The sequence below is a fragment of the Quadrisphaera sp. DVD1 genome (assembly GCF_058932755.1).
In genome coordinates this window covers 1-20,165 of the sequence record NZ_JBZYWI010000052.1, presented here as the reverse complement: position 1 = coordinate 20,165, position 20,165 = coordinate 1, and the positions used below count along the sequence as shown (strand labels likewise).

The 20,165-nt window shown below is 76.3% G+C and carries 16 protein-coding genes; 8 read left to right on the top strand and 8 right to left on the bottom strand.

The features are described 5' to 3' along the window. The first annotated feature begins 99 nt into the window (after nucleotides 1–99). Both AC5FZL_RS08040 and AC5FZL_RS08035 read left to right on the top strand, forming a co-directional pair. Entirely contained in the window at nucleotides 100–1,077 is a 978-nt protein-coding gene (locus tag AC5FZL_RS08040) for an AAA family ATPase (protein ID WP_493618050.1), read from the top strand. A gap of 32 nt (nucleotides 1,078–1,109) precedes the next feature. Next, a complete protein-coding gene (locus AC5FZL_RS08035; RefSeq protein WP_493618049.1) occupies nucleotides 1,110–2,402 on the top strand; it encodes a DUF58 domain-containing protein in 1,293 nt (430 codons plus the stop codon). Between the two features lie 19 nt (nucleotides 2,403–2,421). Here the strand turns inward: AC5FZL_RS08035 and AC5FZL_RS08030 are convergent, their stop codons facing one another. Further along, nucleotides 2,422–3,417 (bottom strand): stage II sporulation protein M, encoded by a 996-nt coding sequence (locus tag AC5FZL_RS08030; RefSeq protein ID WP_493618048.1) that lies wholly within the window; start codon nucleotides 3,415–3,417, stop codon nucleotides 2,422–2,424. 22 nt (nucleotides 3,418–3,439) lie between these two features. On the opposite strand from AC5FZL_RS08030, the gene AC5FZL_RS08025 reads away from it, so the two are divergent. Then, nucleotides 3,440–4,291 carry an RDD family protein gene (locus AC5FZL_RS08025; protein WP_493618047.1) on the top strand — a complete coding sequence of 284 codons (852 nt, stop codon included), beginning with the start codon at nucleotides 3,440–3,442 and terminating at the stop codon, nucleotides 4,289–4,291. A gap of 27 nt (nucleotides 4,292–4,318) precedes the next feature. On the opposite strand, the gene ahcY is transcribed toward AC5FZL_RS08025, so the two are convergent. The 3 genes from ahcY to AC5FZL_RS08010 form a co-directional block, all read right to left on the bottom strand. After that, nucleotides 4,319–5,755, bottom strand: a complete 1,437-nt coding sequence (gene ahcY / locus AC5FZL_RS08020; protein ID WP_493618046.1) for an adenosylhomocysteinase — start codon at nucleotides 5,753–5,755, stop codon at nucleotides 4,319–4,321. Between the two features lie 136 nt (nucleotides 5,756–5,891). Further along, nucleotides 5,892–7,346, bottom strand: coding sequence for a DUF4832 domain-containing protein (locus AC5FZL_RS08015; RefSeq protein WP_493618045.1), 1,455 nt, complete (start codon nucleotides 7,344–7,346; stop codon nucleotides 5,892–5,894). 7 nt (nucleotides 7,347–7,353) lie between these two features. Further along, nucleotides 7,354–8,439 carry a putative glycoside hydrolase gene (locus AC5FZL_RS08010; RefSeq protein ID WP_493618044.1) on the bottom strand — a complete coding sequence of 362 codons (1,086 nt, stop codon included), beginning with the start codon at nucleotides 8,437–8,439 and terminating at the stop codon, nucleotides 7,354–7,356. Nucleotides 8,440–8,680: 241 nt separating this feature from the next. Between AC5FZL_RS08010 and AC5FZL_RS08005 the strand changes: the two genes are divergently transcribed. Both AC5FZL_RS08005 and pelF read left to right on the top strand, forming a co-directional pair. Further along, on the top strand, nucleotides 8,681–10,162 hold the full coding sequence (locus AC5FZL_RS08005) for a hypothetical protein (RefSeq protein ID WP_493618043.1): 1,482 nt from the start codon (nucleotides 8,681–8,683) through the stop codon (nucleotides 10,160–10,162). Nucleotides 10,163–10,218: 56 nt separating this feature from the next. Next, complete coding sequence (gene pelF / locus AC5FZL_RS08000) at nucleotides 10,219–11,937, top strand: GT4 family glycosyltransferase PelF (RefSeq protein ID WP_493618042.1); 1,719 nt, start codon at nucleotides 10,219–10,221, stop codon at nucleotides 11,935–11,937. Nucleotides 11,938–11,992: 55 nt separating this feature from the next. Here pelF and AC5FZL_RS07995 read toward each other — a convergent pair whose 3' ends face one another. Further along, nucleotides 11,993–14,209 (bottom strand): MMPL family transporter, encoded by a 2,217-nt coding sequence (locus AC5FZL_RS07995; protein ID WP_493618041.1) that lies wholly within the window; start codon nucleotides 14,207–14,209, stop codon nucleotides 11,993–11,995. A gap of 167 nt (nucleotides 14,210–14,376) precedes the next feature. Here AC5FZL_RS07995 and AC5FZL_RS07990 point away from each other — a divergent pair, with 167 nt between their 5' ends. From AC5FZL_RS07990 to AC5FZL_RS07980, 3 genes are read left to right on the top strand one after another with little or no spacing between them, the layout of a single operon-like run. Beyond that, nucleotides 14,377–15,726, top strand: coding sequence for a sensor histidine kinase (locus AC5FZL_RS07990; RefSeq protein ID WP_493618040.1), 1,350 nt, complete (start codon nucleotides 14,377–14,379; stop codon nucleotides 15,724–15,726). After that, nucleotides 15,714–16,373 (top strand): LuxR C-terminal-related transcriptional regulator, encoded by a 660-nt coding sequence (locus tag AC5FZL_RS07985; RefSeq protein WP_493618039.1) that lies wholly within the window; start codon nucleotides 15,714–15,716, stop codon nucleotides 16,371–16,373. Before AC5FZL_RS07990 ends, AC5FZL_RS07985 begins: the two co-directional genes overlap by 13 nt. Further along, entirely contained in the window at nucleotides 16,370–17,215 is an 846-nt protein-coding gene (locus AC5FZL_RS07980; protein WP_493618038.1) for a DUF4097 family beta strand repeat-containing protein, read from the top strand. Before AC5FZL_RS07985 ends, AC5FZL_RS07980 begins: the two co-directional genes overlap by 4 nt. Nucleotides 17,216–17,258: 43 nt before the next feature. Here AC5FZL_RS07980 and AC5FZL_RS07975 read toward each other — a convergent pair whose 3' ends face one another. From AC5FZL_RS07975 to AC5FZL_RS07965, 3 genes are all read right to left on the bottom strand, one after another. Further along, complete coding sequence (locus AC5FZL_RS07975; RefSeq protein WP_493618037.1) at nucleotides 17,259–18,206, bottom strand: cation diffusion facilitator family transporter; 948 nt, start codon at nucleotides 18,204–18,206, stop codon at nucleotides 17,259–17,261. A 134-nt stretch (nucleotides 18,207–18,340) separates the two neighbouring features. Further along, nucleotides 18,341–19,252 carry a cation diffusion facilitator family transporter gene (locus AC5FZL_RS07970; RefSeq protein ID WP_493618036.1) on the bottom strand — a complete coding sequence of 304 codons (912 nt, stop codon included), beginning with the start codon at nucleotides 19,250–19,252 and terminating at the stop codon, nucleotides 18,341–18,343. Between the two features lie 16 nt (nucleotides 19,253–19,268). Further along, a partial coding sequence (locus tag AC5FZL_RS07965) for an SIS domain-containing protein (protein WP_493618035.1) occupies nucleotides 19,269–20,165 on the bottom strand: 897 nt, incomplete at its 5' end.

Genomic DNA, 20,165 nt, shown 5'->3' with positions numbered 1-20,165 from the left:
GGGGCCGGCGCCGGCCGACGACCGCGCCCTCGTGGCGCTCGCCGCCGACCTCGACGCCCTCGACCCGCCCCTCGCCCGCCCCTCCCCCAGGAGCACCTCGTGAGCACGCTCAACACCCTCCCCGACGCCGAGAGCGCGCGGGCCGCGCTGACCGCCGTCCGCGCGGAGGTCGGCAAGGCCGTCGTCGGCCAGGACGGCGTCGTCACCGGCCTCGTCGTCGCGCTGCTGTGCGGCGGCCACGTGCTGCTCGAGGGGGTGCCCGGCGTGGCCAAGACCCTGCTGGTGCGGGCGCTGTCGGCGTCGCTGTCGCTCCAGGCGCACCGGGTGCAGTTCACGCCCGACCTCATGCCCGGCGACGTCACCGGGTCCCTGGTCTACGACGCCCGCAGCGCGCAGTTCTCGTTCCGCGAGGGACCGGTGTTCACGAACCTCCTCCTCGCGGACGAGATCAACCGCACCCCGCCGAAGACGCAGGCCTCGCTGCTGGAGGCGATGGAGGAGCGCCAGGTGACCGTGGACGGCGACCCGCGGCCGCTGCCCTCGCCGTTCCTCGTCGCCGCCACCCAGAACCCGGTGGAGCACGAGGGCACCTACCCGCTGCCCGAGGCGCAGCTGGACCGGTTCCTCCTCAAGCTCGTGGTGCCGCTGCCCGAGCGGGACGACGAGGTCGAGGTGCTCACCCGCCACGCGGCCGGCTTCGACCCCCGCGACCTGGCCGCGGCCGGCGTCCGGGCGGTCGCCGGGCCGGCCGAGCTGGCCGCGGCCACCGCGGCGGTGCGCACGGTGACCGTCTCCCCCGAGGTGGTCGGCTACGTCGTCGACGTCTGCCGGGCCACCCGCTCGGCGCCGTCCCTGCGCCTGGGCGCCTCCCCCCGCGCGGCGACGGCCCTGCTCGCGGCGAGCCGCGCCTGGGCCTGGCTGGCCGGGCGCGACTTCGTCGTCCCGGACGACGTGAAGGCGTTCACCCGCCCGGTGCTGCGCCACCGGGTGCAGCTGCGGGCCGAGGCCGAGCTGGAGGGCACGAGCGTGGACGCCGTCCTCGACGGCGTGCTGGCCTCCGTGCCGGTCCCGCGCTGACGCGGCGACCCCGGCGGATCGGAGGGCTCGGGATGGCGATCACCGGTCGGGCGGTGCTGCTCGTGCTGCTCGGCGTGGTGGCGGCGGCGCTGGCGCCGGGGCGGGCCGCCGTCGTGGCGTGGGCGCTGGCCGTCGTGGCGCTGGTGGCGCTCGACGCGGCGCTGGCGGGCTCCCCGCGCGCCCTCGTCGTGGAGCGGGTGCCGCCCGGCCCGGTGCGCCTAGGCGAGGACGCCGAGGCGGTGCTCACCGTCACCAGCACGGGCCGGCGGCGCCTGCGCGGGGTGCTGCGCGACGCCTGGCCGCCCTCGGCCGGGGCGCAGGGCGACCGCCACCGCCTCGACCTGCCGCCCGGCGAGCGCCGCCGTCTGACCACCGTGCTGCGCCCGACCCGGCGCGGTGACCGGGTCGTGGCGTCGGTGACCGTGCGCTCCCTCGGCCCGCTGGGGCTGGCCGCGCGCCAGGCGACCCTGCCGGCCCCCGGTGCGGTGCGCGTGCTGCCGGCCTTCCGCTCCCGGCGCCACCTGCCCGGCCGCCTGGAGCGGCTGCGGGCCCTGGACGGCTCGGCGAGCGTGCAGCTGCGCGGGCAGGGCACCGAGTTCGACTCCCTGCGCGACTACGTGCCCGGCGACGACGTCCGCTCGATCGACTGGCGGGCCACCGCGCGGCGCTCGGAGGTCGTCGTGCGCACCTGGCGGCCCGAGCGCGACCGCCGGGTGCTCGTCGTCCTCGACACCTCGCGCACCTCCGCGGCGCGGGTGGGCGACGAGCCGCGCCTCGACGCCGCGATGGACGCCGCGCTGCTGCTGGCCGCGCTCGCCTCGGCCGCCGGCGACCGGGTCGACCTGCTCGCCGCCGACCGCCGGGTGCGCGCCTCGGTCGCCGGTGTGCGCCCCCCGCACCTCATGCCCGCGCTCGTGCAGGCGATGGCGCCGCTGGAGCCGGAGCTCGTCGAGGCGGACTGGCCGGCCGTGGTGGCCCAGGTGCGCCGGCGGATGCCGCACCGCGGGCTCCTCGTGCTGCTCACCCCGCTGGAGGGGGCGGCGGTCGAGGAGAGCCTGCTGCCGGTGCTCGACGCCCTCGTGGCCTCCCACGCGGTCCTCGTGGGGTCCGTGGCGGACCCGGAGCTGGCGGCGATGGCCGCCGGGCGGGGCTCGGCGGACGCCGTCCACACCGCGGCCGCCGCCGAGCGGGTGCGCCTGGAGCGGGCGGCGCTGACCGCGCTGATGACCCGGGCCGGCGCCGAGGTGGTCGACGCCGACCCCGAGCACCTGCCGCCCCGCCTGGCCGACGCCTACCTCGCCCTCAAGGCCGCCGGCCGCCTCTGACGCCGCGCCGGGCCTCCGCTCAGCCGGCGACCGGCTGGACGTCGCCGGCCTGCTCGGCGCGCAGGTCGCCGGTCTCGCCCGCGGCGACCGCCCGGCGACCGAGCACCCCGCCGTAGGCGAGGAACGCGGCGAGGACGAGCGCCCCGATGGCGATCCGGGCCCAGGTCGGCAGGCCGCTGGGGGTGACGAACCCCTCGACCGCGCCGGAGACGGCGAGGACGACGACGAGCCCCATCGCCACGGTGATCAGCGCCCGGCCCTCCTCGGCGACGGCCCGCGCGCGCGGGCGCGGCCCCGGGTCGACCCACGACCAGAAGAGCTTCAGCCCCGCGGCCGCCGCGACGAAGACGGCGGTCAGCTCCAGCAGCCCGTGCGGGAGGATCAGGCCGAAGAAGACGTCGCCCCGGCCCGCGGAGACCATGAGCCCCGCGGCCGACCCCACGCCGAAGGCGTTCTGGAGCACCACCCACGCCGGCCACACCCCGGTGATCCCCAGCGCGACGCACTGCGCGGCGATCCAGGCGTTGTTCGTCCACACCCGGGCGGCGAAGGAGCCCGCGGGGTTCTCGGAGTAGTAGCCGGCGAAGTCCTCCTCCACGTACGCCCGCAGGTCCTCGGGGGTGCCCATCGCCGCGAGGACGTCCGGGCTGGTCGCCACCCACGCGCCCGTCGCGGTGGCGACGGCGCAGAAGACGGCCGCCACCGCGGCGGTCCACCAGCGGATGCGCCACAGGGCGGCGGGGAAGGAGACCACCGCGAACCGCGCGAGGTCGCGCCACACGGGCTCCCTCGCCCCCGCCAGCCGCGAGCGGGCGCGGGCCACGAGCGAGCTCAGCCGGCCGAGCAGGGCGGGGTCGGGCGCGGCCGAGCGCACCTGCGAGAGGTGGGTGGCGGTGCGCTGGTAGAGCAGCACGAGCCGGTCGGCCTGCGCGCCGTCGAGGCGGCGGCGGCGCAGCAGGGCCTCCAGCTCGGCCCACTCGCCCTCGTGCACCGCGGCGAAGGCCTCGACGTCCACCGGCGGACACTAGCCTGGACGCGTGCCTGGACGCGTGCCCCCCGGTGGTGGCGCGGCCGACGACCTGCTCCGGCTGCCCGAGAGCGTCGTCACCGGCGAGGCGGTGCAGCTGGAGCTGCGGCCGGCGTCCTTCCTCACCCGCGCCCTGGCGCTCGCCCTCGACGCCGTCGTCCTGCTCGCCCTCGGCACCGGCGGCGCGCTGCTGGTCGACCTCGCCACCACCGGGCTGGACGACGCGGCCCTCGGCGCGGTGTGGCTGCTCTTCGCCGTCGGCCTGCTCGTGGGCCTCCCCACGGCGTGGGAGGCGCTCTCGCGCGGCCGCTCGCCCGGCAAGGCCGCCGCGGGCCTGCGCGTGGTGCGCGACGACGGCGGCCCGGTGCGGGCCCGCCAGGCGCTGGTGCGGGCGCTGCTCGGCGTCGTGGAGCTGTGGCTCACCGTGGGCAGCGCCGCGGTGATCTGCTCGCTGGTCTCCCCGCGGGGCGAGCGGGTGGGCGACCTGCTCGCCGGCACCTACGTGGTGCGCGAGCGGACGCCGTCCTCGCGGGCCGCGCCGCTGGAGGCGCCGCCGGAGCTGGCGGGCTGGGCGCGCTCGGCCGACATCGGCCGGCTGCCGGACGACCTCGCCGTCACCGCCCGGCAGGTGCTGGGCCGCGCCGACCGCCTCCACCCGGACTCGCGGGCGCGGCTGCTCGGCGAGGTGCAGTCCCGCGTGCTCGCGCTGGTCGCCCCGCCCCCGCCGCCCGGCACCCCGCCGGAGCGGCTGCTGGCCGCGGTGCTCGTCGAGCGGCGCGAGCGCGAGCTGGTGCGGCTCACCGCAGCGCGCGAGCGCCGGGACTCCCTCGCGAGGGAGTCCCGGCGCCTGCAGGGGCTGTGAGGGCGGCCGCTCAGCGGCGGCCGGCCGTCAGTAGCGGTAGTGGTCCGGCTTGTACGGCCCGGCCACGTCGACGCCGAGGTACTCGGCCTGCGCCTTCGTGAGCTCGGTGAGCCGGACGCCGAGGGCCTCGAGGTGCAGGCGGGCGACCTTCTCGTCGAGGGCCTTGGGCAGCACGTGCACCGCGGTGGGGTACTCGTCCGGCTTGGTGAACAGCTCGATCTGCGCCAGGACCTGGTCGGAGAAGGAGTTGCTCATGACGAAGGACGGGTGGCCCGTGGCGTTGCCGAGGTTCAGCAGCCGTCCCTCGGACAGCACGATGATCGAGTGGCCGTCGGGGAAGGTCCACTCGTGCACCTGGGGCTTGATCTCGGTCTTGGTGATCCCGGGGGTGCGGGCCAGGCCGGCCATGTCGATCTCGTTGTCGAAGTGGCCGACGTTGCCGACGATCGCCTTGTCCTTCATCGCCGCCATGTGCTCGGCGGTGATGATGTCCTTGTTGCCGGTGGTGGTGATGAACAGGTCCGCCGTGGCCACGACGTCCTCGACCCGCGCGACCTGGTAGCCGTCCATGGCGGCCTGGAGGGCGTTGATCGGGTCGATCTCGGTGACGATCACGCGGGCGCCCTGGCCGCGCAGCGACTCCGCGCTGCCCTTGCCGACGTCGCCGTAGCCGGCGACCACGGCCACCTTGCCGCCGATGAGGACGTCGGTGGCCCGGTTGATCCCGTCGACGAGGGAGTGGCGCACGCCGTAGGTGTTGTCGAACTTCGACTTGGTCACCGCGTCGTTGACGTTGATCGCCGGGAAGAGCAGCGTGCCGGCCCGGTGCATCTCGTAGAGGCGGTGGACGCCGGTGGTGGTCTCCTCGGTGACGCCGCGGATGCCGGCGGCCAGGCGCGTGAAGCGCTGGGGGTCGGCGGCCAGGCTGCGGCGCAGCGTCTCGAGGATGACGCGGTACTCCTCGGAGTCGTCCTCGGCGGCGGACGGCACGGCGCCCGCGGCCTCGAACTGCACGCCCTGGTGCACGAGGAGGGTGGCGTCGCCGCCGTCGTCGAGGATCATGTTCGGCCCCTCGCCCTCGAAGGCGAAGACCTCCTCGAGGCACTGCCAGTACTCCTCGAGCGTCTCGCCCTTCCAGGCGAAGACGGGCGAGCCGGCGGGCTGCTCGGGCGTGCCGCCGCTGGACTCGGGGCCCACGACGACGGCCGCGGCGGCCTCGTCCTGGGTGGAGAAGATGTTGCAGGACGACCAGCGGACCTCGGCGCCGAGGGCGACCAGGGTCTCGATGAGGACGGCGGTCTGCACCGTCATGTGGATCGACCCGGCGATGCGGGCGCCGGCCAGCGGCTGCGACTGCGCGTACTCGGCGCGCAGGGCCATCAGGCCGGGCATCTCGTGCTCCGCGAGGCGGATCTGGTGCCGGCCGGACTCGGCCAGGGACAGGTCTCGGACCTTGTAGTCCATGGGTGCGTGGGCCTCTCTGGGCTGACTGGGGGCGAGCGGGGACGTGCAGCGCGGCCCCTCTGGGCCCAGCGGCATCACCGGCGCCTGCATTCCCAGAGTAGCCGCGCGCACCGCCGGGCCGCGGCGCCCTCCGCGCTCAGGGGGTGGCGCCCGCCTCCTCCTCGGGGTCCCTCACCCGCAGGGACTGGTGCAGGTCGTTGCGGGCGGTCGCGGCGTCCCAGGTGTCGGCGTTGGCCAGGCGCACCGCGTACTCCGGCCGGTCGGCCAGCGCCGCCGCCGGGTCGGGCAGCCCCAGCTCCAGGGCGTAGGAGCCGAGCGCCGTCGGGGCCTTCGCGGTGGCCGTGAGGGTCACGGTCTCCCCGGGGGCCACCTCCGAGAGGTCCACGTCCAGCGGCACCGTCTGGGTGCCTCCCTCGCCGACCAGGGCGAGGACCACCGGCCGGTCCGCGCGCAGCGCGGCGTAGCCGTCGTTGCGGACCCGCAGCCGGATCGGGACCTCCTGGCCGGGGAGGGAGGCGGTGGGCAGCTCGGCGCTGACCAGGGAGAGCCGGTAGCCGAGCCGGCGCCGGGCCTCGGCGAGCCCGTCCTCGCCCCACGAGGCCAGCACCTCGGGGTGGAAGTCGGCGTTGAGGAAGCTCCAGTGGTAGCGGGCGAGCTCCTCCGCGGCGGTGGGCCACTGCGAGCGCGGCGGGTTCACCGCGCACGTCTCCCCGCCCATGAGCACCGTCCGCGTCTGGGCCTCCAGCCACCGGCGGTCGGACGCGCGGGCGAAGGTGCCGCTGTCCTCCTCGTCGGCGAGGAAGCAGTCGTTGTGGACGCCGACCCGGCGGGCGCGCGCGGAGTCCGCCTCGCCGGCGAAGACGGCCTGCTTGATGCCGGGGTAGCGCACCTGGACCGGGATGGACGGGTCGACCTCGTCGAGGAGCGCGTCGAGCACGTCCTCCCGCGCCGCGAGGTCGTCGGCGTCGAGGTCACCGGGGTTGGCGGGGTCGCTGGCGAAGCTGTCGCTGTAGTACCACTCGCCCCAGCGGCCGACGAAGCCCGCCTGCAGGACGGCGATGACGTCGGCGTCGTCGTCGAGCACCGGCGCCAGCTGCTCGATGTGGCGCAGGACCCGCTCCGGCGGGGCGTCCGCGCTGGAGGTGTCGGTGTAGGCGAAGCGCAGGACGAGCTTGACGCCGGCCTCGCGGGCGGTGTCCAGGTCGGCGGCGAGCAGGTCGAGGTACGCCGGGTCGATGTCGTCCTGGTCGACGAAGCCCTCGAGGTACTGGACGCGGTAGACCAGCGTGACGCCCTCCTCGGTGCGCCAGCGCACCAGCTGGTCGCGGTCGAGCGGGACGTAGCCCGTGCCGTCGTCGCGGTAGCGGGCCTCTGTGTAGTGGTAGAAGCCCCGGTCGGGGTTCGCGAGCGGCTCGTCGGTGGCCGCGTACTCCTGCTCGGCGGTGGGCACCACCGGCGCGTCGCGGACCAGGGCCAGCGCGGTGGCCACCCCGACGACGAGGGTCAGCAGGACGAGCGCGAGCACCACCACGCGGCGGCGGCCGGAGCGCCGGGTGCGGGGGCGCCGGCGGGTCGCCTCGCCCGTGCTCACCGGCGCCTCACGCCTCCGGGCGGCGGTAGACGACGCCCTCGTGCGGCGCGAGCACCACGCTCGCCGGGGCCGGGCGGCCCTCGGCGTCGACGAGGCCCTCCGGCACGGCGAAGGGCACCGTGCGGCGGCGCCCGCCGTTGAGGTTGACGCCCGCCCAGCCGTCGGTGAAGGCCCGGGCGCGACCGTTGCCGCGCTCCTCGGCCTCGCCGAGCGGCTCCCCGAGGTCCCAGCCGAGCTCCGGGATCCAGGGGGTGCCGGAGTAGCCGTCGTGCGCCGTGGCGGTGTAGGCGCCGCCGCTGCCCCCGCCGAAGATCCAGAAGGCGGCGAGCCCGTAGGTGAAGTTGGGGTGCTCGTCGCTGCCGTCCGAGGCGGTGCGCAGGATCGTCAGCCCGGGCCCGGGCACCTGGGGGGCCTGGGCCAGGGCGGTCGCGGCGTCGAGGTGCTCGTCCGGGCCGTACGCCAGGAACACCTCCTCGAACCCGCCGCCGAAGGCCGCGTGGCGCTCCCACCGGCCCGGGTTGCGGCGGGACTCGGCGATGTTCGGCACGAGGATCCTGCCGGTCTCCGCCAGGCGGCGGCCCACCTCGGGCACGAAGGAGTCCAGCTCGTCCCGCAGGTCGGCCATGGTGCGCTCGCCCTCGAGCGGCGGCCGCAGGCCGTAGTAGTCGTCGAAGACGTCGTTGTCGGCCATCACGCCGTCCCACGGGCCGTCCTCCAGCTCGTCGGCGACGTTGTCGCACCAGCGCTGGCGGTACTCCGGCTCCCACACGGCCATCTGCCAGTGGCCCGGGTAGCCCTCCCACTGGATGCGCGAGCCGTCGAGGCGGTGGGCGAACCAGTGCTCGCCGGCCTCCTCGGCCTCCTCGTGGCAGACCCCGGAGGTGAACCGGTCGCCGTGCTCGTAGTCGCGCGTGGACGACAGGCACTTGTAGACCAGCAGCGTCATCTCCGGGCTGGCGTCCTTGAGACGGCGCGCTGCCTCGGTCTCCCACGGCTGCAGGACCGCCACCCGGTAGTGCTCGGCGGCGAAGTCCAGCTGCTCGTCGGTCAGCGGCTCGCCGTAGCGCACCCAGGCGCCGTGTCGTCGTCCCATCGTCGTCGGAGCCTACCGGCGGGCGCGCCGCCGTAGCCGCCTGGTAACGCTGCGTAGCCGCATGGGCCGCAGCGCTCTCCTGCCGCGCGTCTCCTCAGGTCGTGTGGCTACAGTCCGAAGTGGATCGCGACGGGGCGCTCGGTGGTGCCCCGCTCGTGGTCCTCGCCGTGCGCTCCCGCGACCTCCACCCCCCGGCCCTCCGGCCAGCTGGCGGGTGCCAGCCGCCGCAGAGGAGCCCCGCGTGACCACCACCACCGCCCGTCGACTGCACGCGGGAGCGCTCCCATCGAGCACGGCAGCGGCCCTGGGAGCCACGGTGCTCCTGCCGTTCGCGCAGCCGCTCGCCCTCTGGGTGCTCGGCGCGGGCCTCGTGCTCGCCCTCCTCGCCGGGCTCGCCGGCCGCCCCAGCGGCAGCCGCGGGGCCGACCGCGGCGGGCTGCCGCCGGTGGCCGGCGAGGCGGCCCCGACGGCCCGCACCGGTTCCGGCCTGCGCGCCGTCGCGCGCGCCGCGGTCGGCCCCGGCCTCGCGCTCGCCCTGCACCTGTCGCCCGTGGTGCTGCTGACCCTCGTCTTCCCGCTCGCCAGCGAGCGCATCACCGCCGTCCGGGTGGGCGGCGAGAGCCTGAGCGCGCTGCTGCTGGCCTCGTCCCTGACCGTGCCGTGGCTCAGCCAGGCGGTGTGCCTGCCGCTGTACCGGGCGATCGGGCCGGCGGTCGCCGAGGGCGACCTGCAGGGCGTCCGCGCGCGCTTCTGCGAGGTGTGGCCCGCGACGATGGTGCAGACGGCCCCGGTCGTGCTCGTCTTCGCCGTGCCGCTGCAGCTCGCGATGGACTGGTCGGGCACCGCGCTGGCGGTGTACCTGGTCCTCACCCTGCTGCACCTCGTCTTCGCCCAGGTGCTCGTCGTGGCGAACGCGACGCGCGGGCGCCTGCTGTGGGCGCTGGCGTGGTCGACCTACGCCGCGGCGCTGTTCCTCCTGCCCGAGGTGTGGTTCCTGCCGCCGCTGCTGGGCCTGCTCTCCCAGCTCCCGGCGCTGCGCCGCCAGCTGCCGCGCCTGCGGCGCTGGAGCCCGATGCCGCTGCGCCCCGTGGCCACCGACGTCGCCCGCGGCCTGCTCCTCGGCGCGGTGCTGTGGGCGGACAAGTACCTGCTCTACCTGTTCTCCGACGGGGACTTCGCCGTCTCGACCGTCTTCGTGGCGCTGCTCCCGGCCGTGATCGCCTACAACTACTACTTCGTGCGGCTGGCCCCGCGCTTCGACTCCTCGGTGGCCGCCATGCGCACCGCGATGGAGGGCGAGCCCGTCGCCCGCCTGGCCGAGCGCTCGCGCGGGGTGGCCCGCACCGTCGAGGCCTCCATCGCCCGCACCGCCTTCGTCGGGGCGCTGCTCGGGTTCGCGATCACGTGGGCCTGGGCGCACGACGCGCGCTCCTCCGTGGCCCTCATCGCCGCCGTGTCCCTGGCGTCGTGGCTGGCGATGATGACCACCGTCCTCTGCTACAAGATCGACTACGCGGGGCTGCACGCCACGGCCCAGGTCCTCAGCGCCGCCCACCTGCTCCTGTGCCTGGTCGTCTTCACCGCGGCGTCGAGCACCACCGCGGCGTTCGCCTGGCTCGCGGTCGGCGACCTCGTGGTCTTCGCCGCGGCCCTGCGCAGCTGCCTGCGGCACTGGCGCGCCTCGGAGTACACGCTCTTCTGGCGCCACGCGACCGCCTGGTGAGCCCTCCCCGCACCCCTCAGCCCTCCTTCCCTGACGCCCTCGATCGGAGACCACCCGTGGCACAGCCCCTCGCGCCCGCAGACCTCGAGGACGTCGACGTCGCCATCGTCATGGAGTCCACGTACCCGTACCTGCGGGGCGGGGTGTCGGCCGTCGTGCACGACATCCTCCAGGGCAACCAGGACCTGACGTTCGGGATCATCCACCTGACGTGGGACCAGGAGTCGCCCCACGAGGACCTCTACGGGATGCCGGAGAACGTGCGCTGGGTGCACCCGGTGTACCTGAGCATGCAGGAGCACCGCGAGGGCTTCATGGACCTCACGCCCTCGGACCTCGGCATGCGCTCCGCCGCGCGCTCGGCCCTGGCGCACCGCCTCTACGGCGCCCTCGAGTCGGTCCTCGCCGGCGACCCCGAGCCGCTGTGGCAGCTCTACGACGAGGGGATGAACCCGCGCACGCGGCGCTTCCCGCTGTGGGCGCTGCTGGGCTCGCGCGAGTTCATGGTGGCCACCCGCGACCGGCTCTCGACGCTCGAGATGCCGCTGGTGCAGACGTTCTGGCTGCTGCGGGAGTTCTTCTCGCTGAGCTACGCGGTGCTGGGCGGCGAGTTCCCCTCCGCGCGGGTCTACCACGCGCACACCACCGGGTACGCGTCGCTGCTGGGGGCCGCGGCCGCGCGCCAGCACGGCACGTCGTTCCTGCTCACCGAGCACAACCTCTACGTGCGCGACACGGTCAACACGCTCCTGGAGCGCGACATGGCCAAGGTGCTGCGCGCCAACGACTGGCGGGACTTCGACGTCACGGCCGAGCAGCGCGCCTGGATGGCGTGGTGGATCGAGATGGGCCGCTTCTGCTACCCCAGCGCCGAGGCCATCACCTACCTGTACCCGCTGGCCATCACCGAGGCCGCCGACCTCGGCGCCCCGGTCGAGCGCAGCGTGGTCATCCCCAACGGGATGCTCGTCCGCGACTTCGACGGCGTCCACGAGCAGCGCCTGGAGGCGCTGGCGGACATCACCTCCTCCGCCCCCGACCGCGTCTGGCGCCTCGTCTACATCGCCCGGGTCGTGCCGATCAAGGGGCTGTCCGACCTCATCTCCACCATCGACCTGCTCGTGCAGCGGGGCATCACCAACATCCACCTGGACGTGCTCGGGCCCACCAACCACCACCCCGACTACTACATGCTCTGCCGGGAGAAGGCGCGCAGCCTCGGGGTCGAGGACTACCTGACCTTCCGCGGGGCGGTCGACGTGCGCGCGCTGCTCGGCGAGTTCGACGTGCTCGTGCTGTCCAGCTACAACGAGGGCCAGCCGATCGTCGTCCTGGAGGCGATGGCCGCGGGCGTCCCGACCGTGGGCACCGAGGTCGGCGGGATGGCGCAGCTCATCGCGGACCCGCTCACCACCTCCGGCGGGCGCGTCTGGGAGGCCTGCGGGCTCCTCGTGGACGCCGGGGAGGCCGTGGCGATGGCCGACGCCCTGCAGCTGCTCATGCAGGACCCGCAGATGTACGAGGCGTTCTCGGCCAACGCCCGGGGCCGGGTCGCGAACTTCTTCGACCTCGAGGACGCCATGGGCGCCTACAACCGGCTCTACAAGGAGCTGGGCGGCCTGCCCGCGACCGTCGTCGAGGAGCTCGACGACCCGGCGGCGCTCGTCCTGCCCGAGACGGCGGTCTTCTCCGGCCCCCGCCCGGCGGCCCCGGTGGTCGGCGAGGTGCTCGACCTGCGCGACCAGGCCCTGTCGCAGGACGGCGACCGGGCCTAGCGCGCGGACGGCGACCGGGGCGGTCCCCCGGTCGCCGTCCCCCGGTCGGTGCTGGTCAGTGCGAGGGCTGGGGCAGCCAGCCCAGCCAGCGCGGCAGCCACCAGGTGCGCTCGCCGAGCACCGCCATCGCCGCGGGCAGCAGCACCCCGCGCACGACGGTCGCGTCGACGAGCACCGCCACCGCCAGCCCGACGCCGAGCTGCTTGAACTCGAGCAGCGACAGCGTGGCGAAGATGCTGAACACCGCGACCATCACCACGGCGGCGCTGGTCACCACGCCCGCGGAGCGGGAGACGCCCTGGGCGATGGCCTCGCGCAGCGGCAGGCCCGCGCGCACGCCCTCGCGCACCCGGGAGACCACGAACACGTGGTAGTCCATCGACAGCCCGAAGAGCACCACGAAGAGGAACAGCGGGATCCACGCGACGACGGCGCCGGTGGACTCGAAGCCCAGCAGCCCCTCGGCCCAGGAGCCCTGGAAGACCGCCACGATCGCCCCGTAGGCGGCGCCGACGGAGAGCAGGGTGAGCACCACCGCGGTCAGCGCCACGGCCAGGGAGCGGAACGCGACCGTGAGGACGACCACGGTGAGCGCCAGGACGAAGCCGACGACGACCGGCAGCCGCTGCGCCATCGTGGCGCCGAAGTCGACGTCCCAGGCGGTGGGGCCGGTGACCGCCGTGCTCACCCCGGGCAGGTCGCCCACGGTGGCCGGCAGCAGGTCCTCGCGCAGGTCCGCGAGCGCCGAGCGGGCGGCGTCGGAGTCCGCCGCGCCCTCGCGGGCGACCCCGAAGCGGGCGACGGTCCCGTCCGGGCTGACCTCGACCTCGGGGGCCGTGGGCGACGCCGTCTGGCCCGCTGCCGCCAGCTCCCCCTGCAGGTCGCCCACGGCGGCCCGCACGGCCTCGTCGTCGAGGCGCCCGCCGTCGGTCCGCCACACCACGACGGTGTCGGCGGTGCCCTCCTGCGGGTAGGCCGCCGCGATGCGGTCGTACGTGCGCAGCACCGCGCTGTCGCGCGGGAGGCTGTCGAGACCGGGCAGCGCGGTGCGCATGGACAGCGCGGGGGCGGCCACGGCCAGCACCACCACGACGCCGGCCAGCAGCGACGCGAGCGGGCGCGCGAGGACCGCGCGGACCACGGCCGACCACGTGCGGCTGTCCTCGCGGCCGCCTCCGGCGCGGCGCAGCAGCGGCAGGCGCGGGCGGTCGATCGCGCCGCCCAGCAGCGCCAGCACGGCCGGGAGGACGGTCAGGGAGCCGACCACCGAGACCGCCACCACGAGGATGGTGCCGGTGGCGAAGGAGGTGAAGACCGGGCTGCCGGCCAGGTACATGCCCGCCATCGAGACGACCACGGCCAGGCCCGAGGTGACCACCGCCCGCCCGGAGGTCGCGGCCGCCAGCTCGACGGCGTCGCGCGGGGTCGCGCCGTGCGCCCGCTCCTCGCGGGCCCGCCGCACGTAGAACAGGGCGTAGTCCACGCCCACGGCCATGCCGATCAGCAGGACCACGCTGGAGGTGCTGGAGTCCACCGGAAGCACCTGGGAGACCAGGGCGGTGAGGCCCAGCGCCGCGCCGACGGCGGTGAGCCCCAGCAGCACCGGCACCCCGGCGGCCAGCAGGGCGCCGAAGGCGACGACGAGGATCGCCAGGGTCACCGGCAGGGTCAGCAGCTCCGCCCGCTGGAAGTCCTCGTCGACCTGCTCGCCGACCGTGGCGTCCAGCGAGGCGATCCCGGCCGAGGCCACGCGCAGGCCCGGGTGGTCGGCCTGCACGTCCTCCAGCGCGCCCATCACCCGGCGCGCCGCCTCCTGCGCGGGCCCGTCGGCGTCGCTGGCCAGGGTGACCGGCACGAGCAGCGCCGTGGCGTCGGCGGAGGGGACGGCGTCCCCGACCGAGGCCACGCCGTCGACGCCGGCGAGCGCCCCGGCCACCTCGGCCACCGCCGCGGGGCCGTCGGCGCCGAGGGGCCCGCCGTCGCGGGTCTGCACGAGCACCTGCTCCACGAGCGGGTCCGGGAAGCCGGCCCCCTCCATCCGGACGTCGGCGCGCCCGGACTCCCCGGTGCCGCTCTCCGCGCCGCTCAGCTGCTGGGTGCCGACGCCCGAGCCGACGGCCACGGCCAGCGCCACGGCGCCCAGCCACAGGAGGATCGTCGTCCAGCGGTGGCTCGCGCTCCAGCGGGCGATGGACACCACCGCACCGGGCCGGGGCCGGGCGGGGGCTGCGGGCACGGGTGGAGGCGTGCTGGTCAGGACGGGTGCGCTCATGGCGGGCCTCGTTCTCGAGAGGGCGTCGGGGACGGTCCGAGGCTCCCGAACCCGCGCGGGAGCCGTCACTGGCGCTCGCCACCGGGCGGGGGTGGGGCTGGCCCCACCCCCCTCTGACCTGCGCGCCTCATGGTCGACCGGTCCCGGGCCCTGCCAGAGTCGGTGCCGTGAACGACCTCCTGCCCCCTCCGGGCACGGCACCCGCCGCCGCGCCGGGCCCGGTGCCGGCCCCTGCCGCACCGGCCACGACGCCGGCCACCCGGCGCGCCGGCCTCGGCCGCGCGGTCCGCGAGGGCCTGCTGGCCACGGTGCACGTGGCCCTCAACGCGTCCTGGGGCTGGGTGCCCGGCCTGGCGGTGCACCTGCTCGTCCCGCTGAGCCTCGCCCTGGTGACCCTGCTGCTCGTCGGCGTCCCGCTGCTGGCCCTGACCCTGGCGCTGGCCCGGGCGCTCGGCGCCGCCGAGCGCGCCCGCTTCGCCGCGGTGCTCGGCGAGCGGATCCCCGCCCCGGTGGTCCCGCCGGCCTCGGGCGCGTGGGCGCTGCTGCGCCAGGAGCTCACCTCGGGCACCAGCTGGCGCGCCGCGGCCTGGTGCGCGCTGCTGCCGCTGCTGGGGACGGTGGAGCTCGTCGTCGTCCTGGTGCTGTGGTCCGGGGCGCTGGCCGGGCTCACCCTCCCCGCCTGGGCCGGCAGGGCGCCGGCCGACGGCTGGCTGGCCCGGTCCGGCGCCGCCGGCGTGGTCACCGGCGTGCTGGCCGGGCTCCTGCTGCTCGTCCTCGCCCTCGTCGTCGCCCGCGCCCTGGCCCGGGCCGACACGGCGCTGGCGCGGGTGCTCCTGGGCGCCAGCCGCTCGGCCGCGCTGAGCCAGCGGGTGGAGGTCCTCACCCGCACCCGCGCGGACGCCGCCGACGCGGCCGACGCCGAGCGCCGCCGGATCGAGCGCGACCTGCACGACGGCGCCCAGCAGCGCCTCGTGGCGCTCGCGGTCGACCTCGGCATGGCCTCGGCCAAGATGGACGCGGACCCGGCCGCCGCCCGCGACCTCGTGACCCGCGCGCACGGCGAGGCGAAGCTGGCGCTGGCCGAGCTGCGCGACCTGGCGCGCGGCATCCACCCCGCGGTGCTCACCGACCGGGGCCTGGACGCCGCCCTGTCGGCGCTCGCGGCGCGCAGCCCCGTGCCGGTCACCGTCGACGTCGACCCGGGGGTCGAGGCCGCGCGCTGCTCCCCCACCGTCGAGGCCACCGCGTACTTCGTCGTGGCCGAGGCGCTGACGAACGTGGCCAAGCACGCCCGCGCCTCGCGGGCCGCGGTCACCGTGCGCCGCGAGGGGTCCTCCGGGGCGGTGCGCCTGCGCGTGGCCGTCTTCGACGACGGCCGCGGCGGCGCGGACCTGCGCGCCGGCAGCGGCCTCGCGGGCCTCGAGCGCCGGGTCGCCGCCGCGGACGGCGTCCTGCACCTGTCCAGCCCCGCCGGCGGGCCGACCCTGCTCACCGTGGAGATCCCGTGCGCGTCGTGATCGCTGAAGACTCCGTCCTCCTGCGCGAGGGCCTCATCCGGCTGCTCACCGACGCCAGGTTCGAGGTGGTCGCCGCCGTGGGCACCGGGGAGGACCTGCTCCGCGCCGTCGACGGCGCCGGCGACGCGCGCCCGCACGTGGCCGTCGTCGACGTCCGGATGCCCCCGACGCACACCGACGAGGGCGTGCGCGCGGCCCTGGTGCTGCGCCAGAGCTGGCCGGACATCGCGGTCCTCGTGCTCTCGCAGTACGTCGAGGAGCGCTACGCCACCGACCTGGTGAGCACCGGCACCAGCGGGGTGGGCTACCTGCTCAAGGACCGCGTCGCCGACGTCGGCGAGTTCCTGGACGCCGTCCGGCGGGTCGCCGCCGGGGGCACCGCCCTCGACCCCGAGGTGGTGGCCCAGCTGTTCGCCCGGAGCCGGCGCAGCTCGCCGGTGGCGAGCCTCACCCCGCGCGAGCGGGAGGTGCTCGGGCTGATGGCCGAGGGCCGCTCCAACTCCGCGATCGCCGCGGCGCTCGTCGTCACCGACGGCGCCGTGGAGAAGCACGTCAACAGCATCTTCACCAAGCTCGGCCTGCCGCCGGCGGAGACCGACCACCGCCGCGTCCTGGCCGTCCTGCGCCACCTGGAGGCCGCATCATGAGCACCCCCACCCTGCCGCCGACCGCACTGCCCGGACCGGCTCCGCTCCCCCCGCCCCCGCCGCGGCGCTCCGCCGGCGCCTGGCTGCTCGTGAGCACCGGCGCCGTCGTGGCGGCGGCGCTCGTCGGCAGCGGCGCCCACGCGCTGGCCTCCGCAGCGGTGCGCCACACCGAGCCCGGCAGCGCCGAGCTGAGCGGGGTGCGGGCCGTGGAGGTGCGCCTGTCGCAGTGCGGCGGGGACGTCGCGGTGACCGGCGACGCCGCACCGGGCACCGCGGCGCTCTCGTGGGAGGACCGCTGGTCCTTCGACCGTCCCGAGCACGTGCAGTCGGTGGAGGACGGGCTGCTGCGGGTGGAGGTCACCTGCTCGCGGTGGAGCTGGGGCTGGAGCCCGAGCTCGGACCTCACCCTCGCGGTGCCCGCGGACGCCAGCGTCGCGGTGGACACCGGGGCCGGGGAGATCACCGCCCTGTCGGTGGGCGGCTCGGCGGTGCTCAGCAGCGGCGCCGGCGACGTGACCGTCGAGGACGCCACCGGTGACCTCACCCTGAGCACCGGGGTGGGCGACGTGCGGGCCGTCGGGACGTCGGGCGCGAGCGTCGTCGCCAGCAGCGGCACCGGGGACGTCACCGTGACCGCCACGGCCGCACCGGAGCGGGTCAGCGCCAGCAGCGGGGTGGGCGAGATCCTCGTCGAGGTGCCGGACGACCCGGCGGGCTACGCCCTGGACGCCGAGACCGGCGTCGGGAGGGTCCGCTCCAGCGTCCGGGACCAGCCGGCGTCGGCCCGCAGCATCATGGCGATGTCGGGCGTGGGTGACGTCACGGTGCGCCCGGCCCCCTGATCCCGGCCTGGGCGCCCGCTCCGGGCCCGCCGGCGGCAGCGGGTCAGCCGCGCGGGGCGATGGCCTCGTCGACGCGGGCGCCGGCGCGGCGGAGGTCGGGCTCGAGGTAGATCACGCGCGCGATCGGCACGGCGGCGCGGATGCGCTGCTCGGCGGCGTCGATGGCCCGGGCCACGTCCGCGGCCGTCTCGCTGCCGGGCACCGCGACCTTCGCGGCCACCAGCAGCTCCTCGGGGCCCAGGTGGAGCGTGCGCATGTGGATGATCGACTCGACGCCGTCACCGGGGATCGCGGCCTCGATCGCGCGCACGGCCTCGGCGTCCGCACCCTCGCCGATGAGCAGCGACTTCATCTCGATCGCCAGGACGATCGCGATGAGCACGAGCAGGATGCCGATGCAGGCGGTGCCCGCGGCGTCCCAGCGCCCGTCGCCGGTCAGCAGCGTGAGCGAGACGCCGAGCAGGGCGAGGATCAGACCGACCAGGGCGCCGAAGTCCTCCAGGAGCACGACCGGCAGCTCCGGGGCCTTCGCGGTGCGCACGAACTGCACGAGCGAGCGCTCGCCGCGCGCGGCGTGGGACTCGTGCAGCGCGGTCCGGAAGGAGAACGCCTCCAGGCCGATGGAGACGACCAGCACGGCCACCGGCACCCAGTGCCACGCCTCGATGCCGTGAGGGTCCTGCCACTTGTGCCACGCCTCGTAGAGGGCGAACAGGCCACCGAGGCTGAACAGGACGATCGCGACGATGAAGGCGTAGACGTAGCGCTCGCGCCCGTAGCCGAAGGGGTGCAGGGCCGTGGCCTCGCGCTTGGACCGCCGGCCGCCGACGAGCAGCAGCACCTGGTTGCCCGAGTCGGCCGCGGAGTGGATCGACTCCGCGAGCATCGAGGACGACGAGGTCAGCAGGTAGGCGACGAACTTCGTCACGGCGATCCCGATGTTGGCGCCCAGCGCCGCGATGATCGCCTTGTTCCCGCCACCCGTCGACACCGGTGCTCCTCCTGGTCGTCCTGCTCGGCCCCGCGCTCCAGCGCGGGTGCGCCGGCGCGAGCCTAGGGCGCCCGGGCCCCGACGGCTCGCCGGCACGGCGCGCCACCAGCGGCGCACGGTGCGTCAGCAGCGCGTCAGCGGTGCGCGCCGCGCTCGTGGTGGGCGTGCCCGGCCGGCTCCAGCTGCACCGTGGAGTGCTGGACGTCGAAGTGCTCGGCGATGCACGCCTGGACGGCGTCCAGCAGCTCCGGGGCGTGGCCGGTGGCGAAGCAGTGCTCCTCCACGACGACGTGGGCGGTGAGCACCGGGAGCCCCGAGGTGACCGTCGAGGCGTGCAGGTCGTGCACCCCCTCGACGTGGTCGAGCGCCAGCAGGTGCTCGCGCAGCTCGTCGAGGTCCACCCCGGCGGGAACGGCCTCCATGAGCACCTCCACCGAGGCGCGCAGCAGGCGCCAGGCCCGCGGCAGCACCACGAGGGCGATGAGCACCGCCACCACGGCGTCGGTGCGCGCGAACCCCGTGACGGCCAGGACGAGCGCCGCCACGACCACCCCGACGCTGGCCAGGGCGTCGGTGAGCACCTCGAGGAACGCGCCCCGCAGGGTCAGCCCGCTCGAGCGCGCCGAGACCAGCAGCGCGACGCCGACGGCGTTGCCGGCCAGCCCCACGAGGCCCACCACGAGCATCGGGCCGGCGTCGACCGCGGGCGGGTCGGCCAGCCGCCCGGCCGCCTCGACGAGCACCCACAGCGCCACCGCGCCCAGGGCCGTGGCGTTGACCGCTGCGGCGATCACCTCCGCGCGCGCCAGCCCCCAGGTGCGGCGCGCGGTGGCCGGGCGCTGGGCCAGCCGGACGGCGGCCAGCGAGACCGCCAGGCCGGCGGCGTCGGCGCCCACGTGGCCGGCGTCGGCCAGCAGCGCCAGGGAGCCGGAGACCAGGCCGCCGGTGACCTCCACGACCCCGACGACGACGGTGATCACCAGGACGGCGGTCAGCCGCCCGGTGTGCTGCCCGGCCGCCGTCCCGTGGTCGTGGTCGTGCGCCACCGTCCGACCTCCGGGCTCAGGCCAGGGCGTCGCGCAGGTCGGCCACGTGCGGGCTGACCGCGGGGTCGGCGCCGCACCCGATCGCCAGGTAGGTGGCGGCGAAGTCGGTGCGGGCGATGAGCAGGCCCAGGCGCTGCAGGGGCGAGGCGTCCTCGGCCACGACCTCCGAGACCCGCACGCCGGAGCGCTCGGCCAGGGCCAGCACGGCGGCCGAGGCCCGCGCCCCGGCCTCGCGCAGCAGCAGCAGGCGCAGCCGCGGCGCCACCGGGCCGTCGAGGAAGGGGTCGGCGAACAGGTCGTCGGCCGGGGCCGCGAAGGGTCCGCCGAAGGTCGCCACCACGTCGCCGGCGTCGTCGGGCAGGGTGCCGGCCAGCGCGGGCACGCGCGCGGTGCGGGCGAGCACGGTCGCCGCGCGCGCCGCCGCCACGGCCGAGATGGGCCCGTCGCCGAGGACGACGGGGATCGTGCCGTCGAGCTCGACGGCCAGGGCCTTGGCGGGGTTGACGAAGGTCTCGGACGACGGCCGCGCGGCGGCCGCCTCGGCGTCGAGGGCGTCGGCGAGGCCGGCCAGCTCCTCGTCGCCTGCCTCCCACAGCCCCAGGCGGTCACCGGCCAGCAGCACCGGGGTGAGCAGCGACCACAGGGCGGTCCGGGTGGTCGGGGCGGTCACCGCGTCGCGGGCGGACGGGGTCGCCACGTGCGTGCCGCGCACCTGGGCGCTGACCCGCGACAGCGAGGAGTCGTCGGCGCCGACGGTGATCACCCGGGCGCCGCGGCGCCCGGCCTCGGCGGCCAGCTGCACCGCGGGACCGGCTCCGCCGGACAGCGAGACCGCCACCAGCAGGTCGAGCGGGCCGACCCAGCCCGGCAGGACGTCGCCGGTGCGGGCGATCACCGGCACGGGCGAGCCCGC